Raw genomic sequence first — 15,904 nt, forward strand, 5'->3', positions numbered from 1 at the left:
CTCCAGTCAGGATTCCGGACAATCAGATATTTTACCAGCAATAGTCTATGATCAACACCCCATATTCCGCTCACCTGGATTTTAAGCGACTCTTTAGCCAATGGGAGAAATTTGCTGATATCACCAAAGCAGATACCTGTCTTTACCGGGATCTCAGTAACAGACTGTTGGAGTTCCCTGATTTAAACCAAAGTCCGGTAGATCCGGAAGCACTGAAAAAACCGGAAAATTTCCTGGGTTTTGGTTTGATTTTAGGTTCTCTTTTTCCCCTATCCGGCCAGGAAGAGAACCGGATTTTGGCCCTTTCGGCACCTTTTGATTTTCAGCCCCTTTATTCAACTCCGGTTTTCAGGGAGATTTTTCTCAATGAAGACGGCACCATGAAAATCCCCGAAAACCTGGATGTCAATAAGATCCAATTCAATAAAATGCTTCACATCTATAGCCTGATCATTGATCAGATCTATGGAATCAAAATCAACCAAATCCATCCGCTGGTTTTCAAATACCGCCAACCCGATGGAATCACCAAACATTTTCAGATCCAGATCAACCTCCAATTTGTCAGAGTAATTGCCAAAGGCCCTCTTCCTGATATTCAAAATCGGGACGAAATATGCTCCTGCACTATCCCTGATCATTACGATCTGGAAAACTGGATGAAAGTTTTACCTCTGAGTTTGTTTGAATTCAATGGCTTTGTGCTGCTGGAAGCTCAGGACATCACGGTGTCCCAAAGTGTGGCCACGCTGAACGAGGCTGTACTCAATCAGGACGAAATTTCACCTGAAGAATTTGTCGGAGTGGTGGAGGATTCGGTGAAATCTCTCATCGGAAATCCCGATATAAAAGTAGGATTGGCCTCCCTGCAGCAAATCAAGGGAAAACTGGTCTTTTCCAAAAGTCGCATTGCAAACAGCTACATTCTAAAAATGCTCTGCAATTCGGATTGCGAAAAACCATACCAGGGAATCATCAGTTTTCTTTCAGCCATCCAAAAGCCAGTCATGCTCAACGAGTTGTCTGCGGATAATGAAGAAAGTCGCTTCATGTCCAAAGTAATCGAAATGGGAGTGAAGGAAGTTATTCTCTATCCGCTCAAGCACAAGGGAAATCTGGTAGGCGTATTGGAAATCTGCTCCCTCGAAAATGATGCCTTTGACCCGATCATATTTCATCAGCTGGATATGCTGGCACCTTCGCTTTCACTGGCATTCTCCAGACAGGCGGCCCAGCTGGATTACAAGATCAAATCCTTTATCCGAAAGAATTTCACGGCGATTCATCCTGTCGTGGAGTGGAAATTTGATGAAATCGCTTTGGATTATGCCTTGGCTGAGGAGCAGGAAACTAACCCGGAAATTCCTCCGATCAATTTCCAGGATGTTTTCCCATTGTATGGAGCCGTGGATGTCAAAAACTCCACACTTGAACGGAACAATGCCATTCACGATGACTTTTTGATCCAGCTGAGTCTGGCCAAAAAGATCCTGAATGATGCCAGCTTATTGCATTATTTGCCTCTCCTGGATAGGATGGTGGAGAAAATTGAGGAATTCGAACAGCGGATTCAACTGATCCTCATGAGTGAGGAAGAAGTGAGGATTACCGAGTTTTTCCATCAGGATTTGGATCCGACATTCAGACATTTAAGTCAGACTTTCCCGGATTTGACTCAAGCGGTGGAGGAGTATTTTCAGGCGCTCGATCCTCAGATGGGCATCGTGTACATTCACAGAAAGGCTTTTGAACAAAGTCTGAAAGAAATTAATCAAGTCGTTGGCCAGTATTTGGACCGGGAAGAAGCCAAGATCCAACAGATGTTTCCCCACTATTTCGAGAAGTTTAAAACTGACGGGATCGAGTACAACATCTACATCGGTCAATCCCTGGTCAAAGACCGGAAATTTGACCCGATATACCTCAAAAATCTAAGACTTTGGCAGCTTCAGACCCTAATTGACATCGTGAACCTAGTCGCTGAAAAATCTCCTTCATTGGACGTGCGGCTGGAGACCACTCAATTGATTCTGGCCCACAGTGCTCCCTTGACTATCAGTTTCCGCCTTGAAGAACGAAAGTTTGATGTCGAAGGAGCTTACAATATCCGATACGAAATCATTAAAAAACGCATTGACAAAGCGCTCATCAAAGGTACCAACGAGCGCCTTGTTCAGCCGGGAAAAGTGGCCATTGTCTTTTCCCAGCCAAAAGATGCCAAAGAATACCTTGATTTCATCCATTTCTTCCAGAACCGACAGATGCTAGAAGAAAACATCGAACAACTTGAGTTGGAGGATATGCAGGGTGTCCATGGGATGAAGGCAATCCGTGTCACGGTCATTCCAAAAAAAGGGCTGAATCAAAACGGGAAGTCAGAACTGATAGCCGAAACTGAAGAAAGGTAAAGTTTCCTCTTTATTGAATCCAACGGAAAAAGTGGCCACAAACTGACTGATTGGAGCAATCCAAATGCCTCCTCCCAGGGAGTTGTGCCAATTTGTGGAATCTTCACCTTCCAACCAGACTCTGCCGATATCATGGAAACCGATCATCCCCACAGTCGCTGGTAGGATGGGATTACGAAAATTGAAAAGCTGAAGTCTGATCTCCAAATTGTTGTAAAACATCGCGTCCCCGTTGTACCGGTATCTTCGATAGCTTCTCAGGTTGTCCATTCCTCCGAGGATTTGCCCTTGGAAATACTCATAGTTTCCAAAGTTTTTCCCACCGCCGACACGGTTTGCCCAGACCAGTTTGGATAGGTATTTGAAAGACCAGAAAAGCCGCAACTCAGCATTGACCGAAGTGTAATTTGTGGCATACTTGTTTATCCCCTGGAAATGTTTGATTTCCTGGCGAAAGTAAAAACCACGGGTCGGCATTCGTAGATTGTCCCGTTTGTCAAATTCCAGCAAAGCAGTCAATCCCCCATAAAACTTGGCTTGATCCAGATTCACCTGATCCACATCACTTTCGGGTGAGGTGATGAATTTGTCGACATTGTCATTCGGATCAAATCGGTACACCTGATAGCTGGGGCCAATGGCAAATCGGCCGTTATCCCCCAATTGGGTTTGAAGGCCCGTGCTCAGTTCGTACCAGCTAAACCGGGATCGATAGTAGCGGATGTTATGCTCCTCACGATTGAATTCGCTGTCATTTCCTGCCCCGAAATAGTTGAAGACATAATCGGGGGCCTTCACATCTGCCAGCCATACCAAGTCCCAACTTCCGACCAGATCCACCGATCGTCCTTTATATTCCAAGTTGAAGGCACCGGTTTTTACAGCATAGTTTCCAGTCAGGGAATGCATGGCCGAATAGGGTTTCTTTTTGAACCCGTGCTTTTCCCAAAGCAGTCCCGCTCCCAAAAACAAGCCATCGTCCTGATTGAATTCGACTGAAGCCAGGGGCATGACTTTGTCGTATTTGAATGCCATCCGGTCATAGGCCAGGTAGTCCGGACTGGGGGCTTCTTTGACTTTCAGATTGGGGCCAGTATAGGAGGAGCGGGCGTTTTTTGGAACGTACACCAAGTGCTTTTTTCCATTGATTTGGGCCGAATCATGGAGTGCTTTTTGACCTTCCCCCGGGATCACCCGGATCAGGATTTTGCTTTTGCCTTCGCCTTGCCAAACAAAACGATCCTCGCCTTTCAGACCATACAATCGGATTTCCTTGGTCTCTGACGGAGAAAAAGTCCGGTTATAAATCCGCTGCTCCAGTTCGCCATCTTTGTTGATCTTTCGGACTTCCACATCTACTTTGCCATTGGGCAAATGCTTGATTTCAAATGCTTCGTCCTTGTCGGTGCCAACCACGTCCACACCGTCTGCAAGAAAATCGTAGTATTCCAAAGCTTTTTCCCTGAGCCAGTTTTTCCTTGTCAAAAGTTTCGCCTGAATCTCAAGACCGTCCTTTTCGGCAATCTCTGAAGGCCAATCCTGGAATGCTCCATGGATTGCTTCTTCTGTGAGTTTGGGTAAAAATTGGTCAAGTTCTTCCTCCCAGTCTTTCCGATCCAATTTGTTCATAAAGCTCCTGTCGAAATACCGCCCATTGAACATAAACCCGTTCACATTTTTCAATTCGTGATCAAATCCCTGAAACTTCGGATTGGACCATTTTCGGCTTGCCAGTTTGGGAAAAAATCCTTCATTCACAAAAAATGCCTGGTCCCTGTCTCTCGGCATCGGAGTGAATTCGAGCCCGTTTTTCCCTTTTTCGGCCACCCATCTCCATTGATCATCGTGCCGGTCCCAATCCGCAATCCAAAGATCAAACAGTCGGGCTTTCAGGACATCTTTTTGCTTTACCTCGTTGTCATTGTCCTTGTAAAGCACCTGCAGCATTTTGTCTGTGCTGTAAAATTCAACATCATCCGAAGCCCCCTTTCCTGCAATTTCCCTTTCCTCAAACAAATAGAGGGCGCTGCCAAAATCCCTCCGATAAATCCCCAGCATCGGATCATCCGGCAAATAGATGATTTGGGGATTGGTATGGATGATTCCGGCACTTTCAGCCAATCGGGCGACTGCTATGGAAGCATAGGGATGAGAAGCAGAGATTTGATCCTGGACGATGTCTTTTGCGACAGTTTTGCGTAAAATGGGAGGAATGGCGTTTTCTGGATATTTGTTGACCGAGCGGAGGACAAATTCCTTTCCGTTGGGATTTTCCAAACGAAGAGATTTGGTCTGCATGCCTCCGCCCCGTTGGATGATCTTCAATCCTCCTTTTTCACTGGTCAGGTCCAGGGTTGGAAAAGTGGCAGGTATAGCCCAAGTTTCCCGGTAGTTATTTCCCAGAAAAACCTGGTGAACTTTCCCTCTTAGATATTGAAGTGAAATAGGCTGAGTGGAACTTTCCGGGATTTTGCGGGCAAACAGCTTCAGTTCCTCCGGATTCAGGGCAAATGACTTAATCAGTTCGGATTGATAGAGGGGTTCTTTGTCCTCAGGATCCAAAAAGGTCAAAATCACCCGGTGATTTTCATAGAAATCCAGATAGGCATAGCCTTGATTGGAATAGGTGAATTCCGCCGGATTGTTTTTTTTGATGTGGGTATTTTTGGCGCCTGCTCCGGATACAATGTAGTGCTTGCTCCCTTCCTTGGTGTAAAAAAGCCCGTGTTCATGGCCGGAAATCTGAATCACATTGGGATGCAGCTCAAAAGTCCGCTCCAAAGTCGTAATGAGGGCCTGATATTTCGGATGTGGAAGGTCCTGCACATCCCCAAACCAAGTGCGGTAAAGCGGATAAATCGAACCGATGACCGGCAAGGGAATATATAGATTTTCCTTGGCTGCTGTCAGCGGAAACAGATGATCCTTCCAGCTATAAGCACCATTATGAGGGCCGTAAGCTCTCATGGGGTGGTGCATCGCAAACAAGATGACTTTGTCCTGATTTTCTTCCAGCAGATAGCTGATGGCAGCGATGATTTCTTCTTCGGTTTTGAATTCGCAATCTGAATCTGCCCCGGGTTTATCGTTGGAATGCAGCCACCATTGGCTGTCCAAGGCGATTAGCAGCGTATTTTCATCAATATGAATGGCTTTGGGTCCGGGACAGGCGCTTTCGGGAATCCATTGGACCTGATCTGACGGGAAGTTTTCGGCAACATATTTCTCTGCCCTGAGAATGGCATTCCAGCCATCTGACTTTCCTTTTTCCCAATCATGATTTCCGGGAACCATCCAGATTTTACCCGGTAAATCGGCCCAGAGGCCCAGCTGTGTGGACAGGATGGTTTCGGCTTCGGTTCTGTTTTCCGCCTCATCGGGAGGAAGTCCGAATGGGTAAATATTGTCTCCAAGGTAAATCAGGTGAGTTGGAATTTTGGGGCCCTCAGCGAGTCTGGATTTGAGGTCTTCCACCACAGGATGATGTCCATTCTCCATCTCACCTGCATCTCCGATGAGGTAAATCCGCATCTTGATGGGAGCATCCTGACCCATCGCCGGCCAAACAGCCAAAAAAAGGAAAGCCAGGAATAAGGCAAGTTTCATGGTTTGTAGCTGAAGATCAAGATATTGGATCGGCCATCAGCGGCTTCGTTGGAAATAAACAGGGTGCCGTCCGGAGCAAAGGTGATCCCTTCGGGTTGTTTGAAAAGTGAAGGGTTGAGCGGAAAAATTGCTGTTGGGATCATAGATTGGTCCAGACTCATCAGCCATTTGCCGGTGGATGAAATCACATAGTATTCTTTGGTCAGGGGATGCACCGCAGCTGCAGAGGGTTGGATTTTCAGTTTTTCCAATTCCTTTTCAGTCAGCATGCCCTGAAGCTGCTTTTTATCAATACTTCTAACCGACAATGAATCAAATTCCATACTTCTGAGGTCAAATTTGAATATCGAGGACCGATCAGGGTTCTCATCCCATTCGCAGACTTTACAAAAAATCCAGAGAATTGGTTCTTCAATTTCAGAAACAACTGCCTCCAAATCGCGCCTTCCCAGGCTCGGAAATTCAAAAATCACGGTTTGACTATCTTTTTCCCTGAAATCGACAACCCGATACAAGTTGCCATTGCTTTTCAAAACCCAGACGGTGTCATTTCTGACCAGAATTTCCTCGATGTCTGCGTTTTTTTCAAACTTCTTTTTTTTGAGAATTTCGCCTTTTTGAGGATCCAGCCGATAAATAATGGAAGATTCATCCTCGATGGAAAGCAATTCTTGGTCGTGCCAGGCGATTCCTGAGATTTCGTCCAAATCTTCCGGAAGTACGACCCGCTCCATCTGATCGAGGGAATATCCGGTAGGAAGAGAATAAACCGGAGCTTCTTTTCCGGGTTTTTGGCTGCACGATCCGAAAAAAATCAGGAAATAAAGGAGGTGAGAAATTCGCATCGTTTTTATTAATTCAGAACTATTTATCTTCCAAGTAATAAGTAAAAGTTAAATCAATCAACGTGGATATCCAATCTGCAAAATTTGAATCCTGGATCAGAGACCAGTTTGCCAAAAGGCAAAAGAAGGAAATTTGCTACCACAATTTGGAGCATACCTCTTTTATGGTGGAAAAAGTTCGGGAGATGGGTGAGTTTTATCAATTGGGAGTGGAGGATCAGGAGGATTTGGCTTTTGCCGCCTGGCTTCACGATGTGGGATATTGGGACGGAAAGGCCGAAGATCATGAAGTCCGAGGGGCCGAAGTGGCACAGGCTAATCTGGGGAAATTCGGACTTTCCCAAAGCAGAATCGACCGGATCAAAAATGGAATTTTGACCACCCAAATGCCACAAACTCCAAGGGATCTTTTTGAATCCATCCTCTGCGACGCAGATTTGTATCACTTGGGAACCGAGAGTTTTTATGATCAGACACTTTTGTTGAAATGTGAAATCGAAAATAACGGTGCAAGCACTCTTAACCTGAAAGACTGGCTGCGAGATTCCAGGGAATTTGCCAATAACCACATCTACCACACCAGCTACGCCCAACGCTTTCTCGAACCGGTCAAAAAGGTCAATTTGAAATTATTGGATATGAAAATCGAACAACTGGAAGTAGAGCAATTTCCTGAAAAAGGCAAGAAGAAAGACAAAAAGGAGAAAAAAGGAAAAAAGGATAAGTCAAAACCAGAGCGGGGAGTGGAAACCCTTTTTCGGGTGACTTCCACCAATCACATGGAGCTTTCGGCGATGGCCGACACCAAAGCCAATATCATGATTTCGGTCAATTCGATTATCATTTCGATCGTGGTGACTATTCTGATCCGGAAGCTGGAGGAATTCCCCAATTACACCATACCGGCGATTCTGCTGATCAGCACCTGTCTGATCGCCATGGTGTTTGCCATTTTGGCGACCCGACCCAAAGTCACAAAAGGCGTGGTCACTAAGGAGGATATTTCCAAAAAAGAGGGAAATCTGCTGTATTTTGGCAATTTTTATCAAATGTCACTCCAGGACTACACCGAAGGAATGAACAAAATGCTGGAGGACTCGGAATACCTCTACGGTACCATGACCCGGGATATCTATTACCTGGGCAGAGTCCTCAGCAAAAAATACCTGATGCTACGCAAAAGCTACAATGTGTTTATGTTCGGATTTATCATTTCCGTGATTGCCTTCCTCGTGGCAAGTTTGTTTTTTGAATCGCAGCAGTATTGAAATTCTCTTTCCCTTCGACTCGGAATTGGTTTTCGAAAATTAATTTTTAATGTGGTGAGGGATGCTCTCGCCAGAACTTGGTCAAAATTTTCAATTGGCTTGTAGCGAATGACTGGCTCTCATGCGTCATGGGGAAAAATTCACCAATGAACACGGTTTTACGGTTTTTCCTTTTGGCATTTCTCTGCAGCTGTTCTGTGGGTGATCCTGATGCTAATCCGGGATTAGCCAATTTCTACCAAGTTCAGGGAGTAGGGTATCGCTTTACCGTGGATAGCGGAAAGTACCAACGGCTGGATTTCAACCGCAAGGATCCTTCACTCTGTCAGGTGAGCTTTGAAATAAAAAGTATAAAACGGACAGGAAATGAACTAACGCTGGAAATTGAACGTCCTAAAGGCTGCATCGGAACTTACGATCTGGTATGGGACGGTACCTGGCAGGAGTCTTCCCCACGTCGAATGCAGGTTTATCTCTCGGGAAAATTTACTTCCTGCAGTGCCGGCACTGGGATGGAATTGGATGTGATCAAAGTCGATCTGGCAAAAGCATTGATCGAAGCCCCAAAAGACTTGTTCACCATTTATCTCAGAGAGCACTGCAGTTTTCGGGATTTCAATTGTGTCGGGAACTGTGATTTAAGAATTTAGAAAAAAACGTAGCGTAATTTGATTTGAACTGGTCTGACCAAGAGCTGATCGACGGTTGCAAACGTCGGTCAAAAAAACATGAGGAATTTTTTTTCAAAAAATACTATGGCTATGTCATGGGGATCAGTCTGTCCTATTCCAAAAGCAGGGATCTGGCACTGGAGATCACCAATGACTCGTTCATGAAATGCTTTGATTCATTCAAAAAAATGGATGAAGCCCCATCTCTCAAACCCTGGCTCAGAAGGATCACCGTCAACACCGCTATAGATTATTACCGGAAAGACAAACGCCTCCAAAATCACCTGGAAGCAGATGGCGAGACCCCGGTATTCGATGAAGTTTATGCCCCGGACCAATTGGCTTTTGAAGACATACTCAAACTTCTAAAGCAACTGCCCGAGGATCATCAATTGGTATTCAACCTTTACGAGGTCGAAGGATATAGTCACAGGGAGGTTGCTGACCGGCTGGAAATCACCGAAAGTTCCTCCAGGGTTTACCTGACGCGGGCAAAATCCAAATTGCGTCAGTTGGTACAACTACACATGAAAGAATATGCAGGAAGATAAAACATCAAAATGGGTGGCCGACTCCCTGCGAAAGCAGCAGGAGGAAAACCCTCTTCCTTACGAATTGGGGGCATGGGAGGCGTTTGAAGCCAAGCGTTCCACACTTGCCAAAAAGAAGCCAAACTACTGGCTCTCAGGCATTGCTGCTGCCCTTACACTACTTGTAGTGGCAGGAGGATTGTGGCTTTCCCGGGAAAACACAGAATCTGGAAACACTCAGCTTTCCAAACAGATTGCTCTGGAAGAAAAATCCGGAGAGACTCCTGTGAAAGAAGTTGAGCCATCCCTTTCTACAACTGATATCGACGCTTCCAATGATTTGGCGGACCTGAGTTCAGAGAAAAGCGATGAAAGGAACAGACTTTCAAAGTCCACTTCAAAAGCTACAGATCAAAGCAAATCAAAATCCCAAAATTTGCCAAGATCCACCGAAGCCTCTCAATTAAAGACCGGAATGGATTCTCAAGAACCAGAGAAAAAAGTGAATCAGGCAGTTATAGTTGAGCCACTCAGGACTGATATCTCTGCCAAAACAGGCGAGGCTTTGATAGCAAGCAACGAGAAGTCTTTGGAGGAAAAACCAGCCCAGCCTGAGAAAAAGCAGGAAGAAGCCGCTCAGCCAGAGTTGTCCAAAGAACCACTCCTGAACGAGGAGGAAATTAAGGAGGTCCTTGAAACTAAGTCTTCGACAAATATTGCCATGGGGCTTTCCCCGGGTTTCGGATCTTCTCAGGGAGAGAATGCCACCAGCGGGACCAGTTTGGGACTCGGTGTGATGGTGGATATGGAAGTGACCGGAAAATTGGTCATGGGCTCAGGACTCGCGGTCAATTACCTGAACCAGGCCACAGAAAGTCAGAATTACAATTACGGAGGAGCCAATGCACTTGCTGCAACCGTGACTGAAACCAATGAAATCAGCCAGGTTCAGGTGGATATTCCGCTTTATTTCAAATATCCTATCTCCCGCAGCGGTGCGATTTCGGTTCAGGCAGGATTTTCCAACCTGATTACTTTCAATCAAAGTGCCGAGCAGGAAGCATCCTATACTCGTCAGGTAGCAGTCTTGGATGCAATGACCTCCAATTCCTTCACTTTAAAGTCCGAATCAGTCAGTCAGTCTCAGGATCTGAGTGTGCCAAACCAAAAGTTTTACCCCTTTGCGACAGCGAATCTCGGAGTAAATGTCCGCTTGTTTGAGTCCAAAAAAACCAGCTACGAAGTGATGCCATTCTACAACTATCCACTGCAGGAGTTTTCCGGATATGGGGAAAAACTGGGGATGTTTGGCGCCTCTTTCCGAGTCAACTTCGGAGCCATCCAAAAGAAATAAATTCGAACTCTAGACCAACTATTAGCCACCTGGGAGAGATTCTGGGTGGTTTTTTTATGGCTTGATAATATTAACTTTTCCAAAGTTCTAAACTTTGGAAAAGTTAAAGCGGGGGTAAATTCAAACAAAAAGCAAATGGAACCAGGTCAAACTTATCATATTTTTAACCATGCCAATGGGGATGAAAATATTTTTCGGGAAGATGAGAATTATCGGTTTTTCTTAAAACAATACTCCAAGTATTTGGGGGATGTAGTCGATACTTACGCCTATTGCTTGATGCCAAACCATTTCCATTTGTTGGTGGGTGTAAAGCCAGAAGATCAATTGAGGAAAACTTTTCCAAAGTTCGAAACTTTGGAAAAGTTGACATCGAAGCAATTTTCCAATTTTTTTAGTTCTTACACTCAAGCTTTCAATAAAAAGTACCAAAGACGTGGGAGTCTTTTCCAGAAAAACTTCAAAAGAAAACCCATTTTCGACTTGAATCAATGGCAAGAAACCTTCTTATATATTCATTTGAATCCAATTAAACATGGATTTGTGGATCGCATAGATGACTGGAAATGGTCGAGCTGGCACGGGTACCAACAACCGGAAAAGCCATCCAATCTTGACAGGACTTTTTACCTTAATTTCTTTGATGGACCAAGGCATTTGCAAGAAATGATCGAGTCAAAGAAAGAATGGCTCTTGAATAAGGAATTTGAGTAAGGTAAATGGATCAGACCTGCCAGTCCGCCGCGGCGGACTGGCAGGTCTTGCATTCCTGATTTTCAAATCAGTCCGTTTTTAGATTCTATTTTCGAGGATAAAAACAGCATATCAGCCAAATAGCGTGCGGAATGCTGTGATTTTTAGTGGAAACTAAGATTTTGAAAGCAATTCGCAAGAGTATGAATTCCTATTGAGATACCCAAAGTCCTTAACTCACTGCCCCGGTTTGCTTACCAAAACCAGATTCAACCCCTCCAAATAATCTCCATCAGCCAATGCTTTGATCTCAAACTCCAGCTGGGCAGGGTTGGAATCGACACGCATAAATTCAAGCTGCTTGGGATCGACTCTCAGGGTATATTTTCCCGGCAGGAGCCCATAGGAATAAAATCCTCCATCCGAGAAGGTCCGGAGTATTTCAACAGGTTCAGTTTCTCCCTCACGGAATAGCTCCAGTCTGAGGCCACCCTGTCCCTGAAGACTTTCATTTTTGGAGAGGAATACGGAGCCCTCGATGATTCCGGTTTGATAAAGTGGAATGTCGATCTCACGGAGACGGTTGGGTTCAGCCACAAAAGACAGGCTCTTGACCTTCGGTGCCAGGTTTGGATTGGGCAGAGCTGCCACATCGATGTCCATCCGGTAGATCCAATAGCTCTGTAGCTGAGTGATTCGCAGGATTCCATCAGATCCAATCAGGATATTTGCCGAACGGTCCAGTCGGATGGCTTTGGCCGGAACGACTTCTTCACCCTCGTCATAAATTCCGTTTTCATTCGTGTCAATAAACAGCCGGACTGCTGCCCCAGAGCGGGTAATCTGATCCCTGTTGGAAGGGATCACCGTATTTCCCGCAGGATCATAGGCCAAAGAACCGCTGAATGCCTGCTGGAAGGCATATCCATTGGTGCGCTTGGCATACTGGGTGGAAGTCCTGAATGACTTGAAATCGTATAAAAATCCAACCTGAATCTGGGAGAGATCCCGGATCAATTCCCTGTCGAAGCCAAAAGTGAATCGGCCGTTTTTAAACAAGGTCTGCGAAAGCAAAAAACTGACGGATTCAGCCTGTTCAAACTGAGTAGAATATCGGAACTGACCTCTCAAAAATAAGCCCCTGACATAGACAGGGATACCGGGAGTTCTGGGTAGGGTATAAGTTAGTGAGGTAGTCAATAATCCCAGCTGGAATTGGGAAACGTCTTCCCCATCTTCGACGATTCCCCGCTTTCCTCCCCGGTAATTGATTCGGGCGACGACACGGTTGATCTGGGTATTGAAGTCAAGCTGGTAATTGTTGACTCCTGATCCGGATTCAAACCAAAGCCGCTCACCGGTCACCCGAAATCCGGAGAATTTGCCAGCTACTTTAAATGGGAAAAACACATTCAGATTGGCGTCTCTGTTGAGTCCACGCCGATTGTAGGTGGAATTTGGATTGTATTCAGTGTATTGGGCGTTGATGTTCGTGTTGGTGGCATAAAAAACACTGGCATTGGCCCGGTAGTAGCGGTCCGGGAGTGCATCTACATTAAACAGGTATTGCTGGAAAAGCCTAGCTGACAAACCGAAGACAGGGTAGACGCTGTTTTCTCCGAAGACATCCCCCTGATCAGCTCCTGCCCGCACGGTCAGGGCATTGGTGATCCCATAAGCGATATCGGCATGGGTGGCAACGCTGGTACCCAGGCTGTCAAATGAAAACTGAGGCAAACCAACTTGGGCATTGTATCCGACAAAGCCTTTAGGCAAAAAGCTGAACGGCACTTGAATCTGACGGTCTTGGACAATGACCTCACCTCTTGGGGTATAGATTCGGGTACTTAATCGGACGGTTCCGTAGGTGACTGGAGCATTAAACCGATAATAACCCACTTCATCAGCCCGTGTAAAATCCACCAATTGTCCTCCGATCAGCAATTCCACCTCGGAGTCAGGTACCGTTGTGCCATCTATCACAAAGACATCCAAGTCCAGTCGGGGAATCACTGGATTGTTGGTGACAGAAACACCCACCAAGTTGGCTGAGTTGGCAAAGCCGGTGGTATTAACCTGACCAACAGATACACTGGCCAAGCCTACATTTTTTTCAGGGGTCATGCCTCCGGGAAGAACATACCGCCAACGCAGGCCCGAAACGTTGTTTAAAAGATCTCCGTTGACAAAATTGCCGTTATAGGAGCCCTGTAAGTCACCGCCTAGGAGTTCCATCCCGGCATTGAGCAGCAAACCTGTTGAATTCCCGAGGTCGGTAGCGGTATAATTGATGTTGTAATCCAGCACTCCCAAACTGAGCATTTTGCGCTCCCGGGGATAAAGCAGGGGAGACGAGGTGGAGTCGGTATTGCTGCTTCTCTGCTGGATTTGTTTACGGATAGCTTCTCTTTTCTGCCGCTCCTCGATGGGGAGTGTAAATTCCGTTTTCATACTCACACTCAGTGCATAAGTATTGACGGTAAAGGTGATTCCAAAAATCTTTGCAAAGTAATCGGGATGGAGGTAGAGGTCCATTTCTCCCAGATAGTATTTGTCCGCTTCTAGGGTTTCGGATTGCCCTTTGATCTGAAGTTGGTTGGTGACAGGGTCTATGATCCAGGTGTCATTTTTGCCCGGGTAGGCACCTTTTAGGCCTTTTCCGTTTTCGGTTCGTTCGTTGGGAATGTAGAGGAGGCTCAGGATTTCTCCCAAAGGCAAAAAAGCCACATCGCCAAAAAATACGCCGTTGATATACACATTGCCTACGGCAGGATAGTTGAAATTGAGCAGGGCTTCCCCATCAGGTTCCTTCTGCGCAAAAACTGGGGAATAAAATCCCAGCATTCCTGCAAGCAGGAAAGTGAAAAAAATACATCGACTGGAAAGCTTGTCTAAAAACTTCATTCCTCTTGGAGGGAAGAATTTGTAAAGGGTGAATAAAAGAGGAGACAGAAATAGAGTCCGAAAGACCGAAGACCGGAGACGTCACTCCCGAAATTCTTCGGGACAGGTGCGAGGAGCCCATGAGGGCGACGTGGCAGTCTCATAAATTGTAACCGGATTTTGGTTAGCGAATGCTCAGTATCACGGATTTGGAGACAGTTGGTGCCTGAACCAAATCTCCGGAAGGAATATCAGATCTGCGGGTTTCATATGTCAATTCCACCAGATGCACATCGTTTCTGATGTTTTCCGGTATGGTCATTTCCACGGCTCTTTTTCCGGAGAAATATAGGGCGACTGTTTGTTGCTGCTCAGCCAGAACTTTTCCAGCACTGTCCTTTAGGGTTGCGGTGACACTTCCCAGGTATGGGGAATTTCCGGTAACCTTAAATTCCGGGATCACTCTCAGTTTGCCTTCTTTTTCTTCCACTTTCACCTCTCCGAATTCCAAACCGGTACTGACTTCACCCACTTTTTGAAAGGCAGCAATGACTTGGTCAAACTTGAAATTCACCTGAGTGGATACACCCTCAGTATTGGTTTGTTCCACATCTGGAGTTTGGGCATTGGAAGTCACCTTTACGCGGGTGAAGTAGGTGGCATTTGGCAAACTTCGATCCGGACGAACCTGTAGCCGTACGGTCTGCTGTTGCTGGGGAGCCAGAATAAAGGTTCGGGGAAAAGCCCGTAGTCGGTCTCCCATTCCAAACTGCTTCTCCATCAGACTGTCTCCATAGACCATAGTTAGTTCCCCTGTTTCGTCATTGCCCGGATAGCCAAAGACAAAACTCACGCTGATTTCCTGAGGAGTATCCCCGGGATTGGTGATAAAGAGAGAACCAATACCATTTTGATCAATAAAAACAGTAGTAGGAGCAATGGAAACCTGAGCGACCAATTGCCGGGTATATAGAAAACACCCCAAAAACAGGGTAAATAGTAGCGCCTTTTTCATAGATAAGGGTTAAAGTAGTCCGGTGAGAGTAACCCACCGGACTAAAGATAATTAATTGTACTCAACTGCGATATTGAATGTTCCAGTATAAGCACCGGCAACTTGACCCGCAAGTGCAGGAAAAGATCCACCTACCCAAAGGGAATAAGCTCCAGCAGCTAAAGTTACTGTAGTCCCAGAAGGTACCAGTGTAGCGGTGGTTTGTTCGGCGACGGTTTCAGCTCCAACTACTTCTGGTGTCATGATTATCTCGTTAGCCGCACCATCTATCAGGATAACGGTAGGATCATAATTCACAGTCACCTCCGAATCAGCCCCACCTAGGTCAAATCTGGCCACATTAGTTGTTGAACCGGTATTCACATTGCTTGTCCCATTCGCATCCAATTCAACGGCACCTGGAGTAGTGGAAGAAATATTACCGAAGGCAATTTCATTTTGTGTTCCATCCAATTCGATGGTCAATTCAAACAAAACGGTTGCGGAAGCTGGCGCCGATGAGGTTATCTGTGCATTGGCAGCATATCCCAAGCCCATCACCAACGTAAGGGATAGCATAGATTTAATTAGTGTTTTCATTTTTTGTTTGTTTAAGTAATTGATAATTAAATAGTAATAAAAATTTGTTGAT

10 protein-coding genes are annotated in these 15,904 nt (G+C 45.7%); 5 read left to right on the forward strand and 5 right to left on the reverse strand.

Going from position 1 to position 15,904, the window contains the following annotated elements:
* The first annotated feature begins 47 nt into the window (after positions 1-47).
* Entirely contained in the window at positions 48-2,408 is a 2,361-nt protein-coding gene (locus B0E43_RS24350) for a GAF domain-containing protein (RefSeq protein WP_077346395.1), read from the forward strand.
* Here B0E43_RS24350 and B0E43_RS24355 read toward each other — a convergent pair.
* Positions 2,376-6,014 carry a BamA/TamA family outer membrane protein gene (locus B0E43_RS24355; protein WP_077346396.1) on the reverse strand — a complete coding sequence of 1,213 codons (3,639 nt, stop codon included), beginning with the start codon at positions 6,012-6,014 and terminating at the stop codon, positions 2,376-2,378. The genes B0E43_RS24350 and B0E43_RS24355 overlap by 33 nt on opposite strands.
* Positions 6,011-6,859, reverse strand: coding sequence for a hypothetical protein (locus B0E43_RS24360; protein ID WP_077346397.1), 849 nt, complete (start codon positions 6,857-6,859; stop codon positions 6,011-6,013). The genes B0E43_RS24355 and B0E43_RS24360 overlap by 4 nt, the downstream gene beginning before the upstream one ends.
* 62 nt (positions 6,860-6,921) lie before the next feature.
* Between B0E43_RS24360 and B0E43_RS24365 the strand changes: the two genes are divergently transcribed.
* From B0E43_RS24365 to B0E43_RS24380, 4 genes are all read left to right on the forward strand, one after another.
* Positions 6,922-8,127 carry a Pycsar system effector family protein gene (locus tag B0E43_RS24365; RefSeq protein WP_077346398.1) on the forward strand — a complete coding sequence of 402 codons (1,206 nt, stop codon included), beginning with the start codon at positions 6,922-6,924 and terminating at the stop codon, positions 8,125-8,127.
* Between the two features lie 146 nt (positions 8,128-8,273).
* Positions 8,274-8,777, forward strand: coding sequence for a hypothetical protein (locus tag B0E43_RS24370; RefSeq protein ID WP_139352633.1), 504 nt, complete (start codon positions 8,274-8,276; stop codon positions 8,775-8,777).
* Positions 8,778-8,800: 23 nt separating this feature from the next.
* On the forward strand, positions 8,801-9,349 hold the full coding sequence (locus B0E43_RS24375; protein WP_254423341.1) for an RNA polymerase sigma factor: 549 nt from the start codon (positions 8,801-8,803) through the stop codon (positions 9,347-9,349).
* Positions 9,336-10,682: a hypothetical protein gene (locus B0E43_RS24380; RefSeq protein WP_077346400.1), complete on the forward strand. Its 1,347-nt coding sequence runs from the start codon at positions 9,336-9,338 to the stop codon at positions 10,680-10,682. Before B0E43_RS24375 ends, B0E43_RS24380 begins: the two co-directional genes overlap by 14 nt.
* Positions 10,683-11,612: 930 nt before the next feature.
* Here B0E43_RS24380 and B0E43_RS24390 read toward each other — a convergent pair.
* The 3 genes from B0E43_RS24390 to B0E43_RS24400 form a co-directional block, all read right to left on the reverse strand.
* Positions 11,613-14,279 carry a hypothetical protein gene (locus B0E43_RS24390; RefSeq protein ID WP_254423342.1) on the reverse strand — a complete coding sequence of 889 codons (2,667 nt, stop codon included), beginning with the start codon at positions 14,277-14,279 and terminating at the stop codon, positions 11,613-11,615.
* A 163-nt stretch (positions 14,280-14,442) separates the two neighbouring features.
* A complete protein-coding gene (locus B0E43_RS24395; RefSeq protein ID WP_077346401.1) occupies positions 14,443-15,273 on the reverse strand; it encodes a hypothetical protein in 831 nt (276 codons plus the stop codon).
* Positions 15,274-15,324: 51 nt separating this feature from the next.
* Positions 15,325-15,852 carry a DUF4402 domain-containing protein gene (locus B0E43_RS24400; RefSeq protein ID WP_077346402.1) on the reverse strand — a complete coding sequence of 176 codons (528 nt, stop codon included), beginning with the start codon at positions 15,850-15,852 and terminating at the stop codon, positions 15,325-15,327.
* Positions 15,853-15,904 lie beyond the last annotated feature (52 nt).

The sequence above is a fragment of the Algoriphagus sp. A40 genome (assembly GCF_002002735.1).
In the GTDB taxonomy this organism is placed as follows: Bacteria; Bacteroidota; Bacteroidia; order Cytophagales; family Cyclobacteriaceae; genus Algoriphagus.

What these genes read in the sequence shown, in the direction of transcription:
- B0E43_RS24350 (WP_077346395.1), top strand. Translation starts at nt 48, where the DNA reads ATGATCAACACCCCATATTCCGCTCACCTGGATTTTAAGCGACTCTTT.
- B0E43_RS24355 (WP_077346396.1), bottom strand. Translation starts at nt 6,014, where the DNA reads ATGAAACTTGCCTTATTCCTGGCTTTCCTTTTTTTGGCTGTTTGGCCG.
- B0E43_RS24360 (WP_077346397.1), bottom strand. Translation starts at nt 6,859, where the DNA reads ATGCGAATTTCTCACCTCCTTTATTTCCTGATTTTTTTCGGATCGTGC.
- B0E43_RS24370 (WP_139352633.1), top strand. Translation starts at nt 8,274, where the DNA reads ATGAACACGGTTTTACGGTTTTTCCTTTTGGCATTTCTCTGCAGCTGT.
- B0E43_RS24380 (WP_077346400.1), top strand. Translation starts at nt 9,336, where the DNA reads ATGCAGGAAGATAAAACATCAAAATGGGTGGCCGACTCCCTGCGAAAG.
- B0E43_RS24390 (WP_254423342.1), bottom strand. Translation starts at nt 14,279, where the DNA reads ATGAAGTTTTTAGACAAGCTTTCCAGTCGATGTATTTTTTTCACTTTC.
- B0E43_RS24395 (WP_077346401.1), bottom strand. Translation starts at nt 15,273, where the DNA reads ATGAAAAAGGCGCTACTATTTACCCTGTTTTTGGGGTGTTTTCTATAT.
- B0E43_RS24400 (WP_077346402.1), bottom strand. Translation starts at nt 15,852, where the DNA reads ATGAAAACACTAATTAAATCTATGCTATCCCTTACGTTGGTGATGGGC.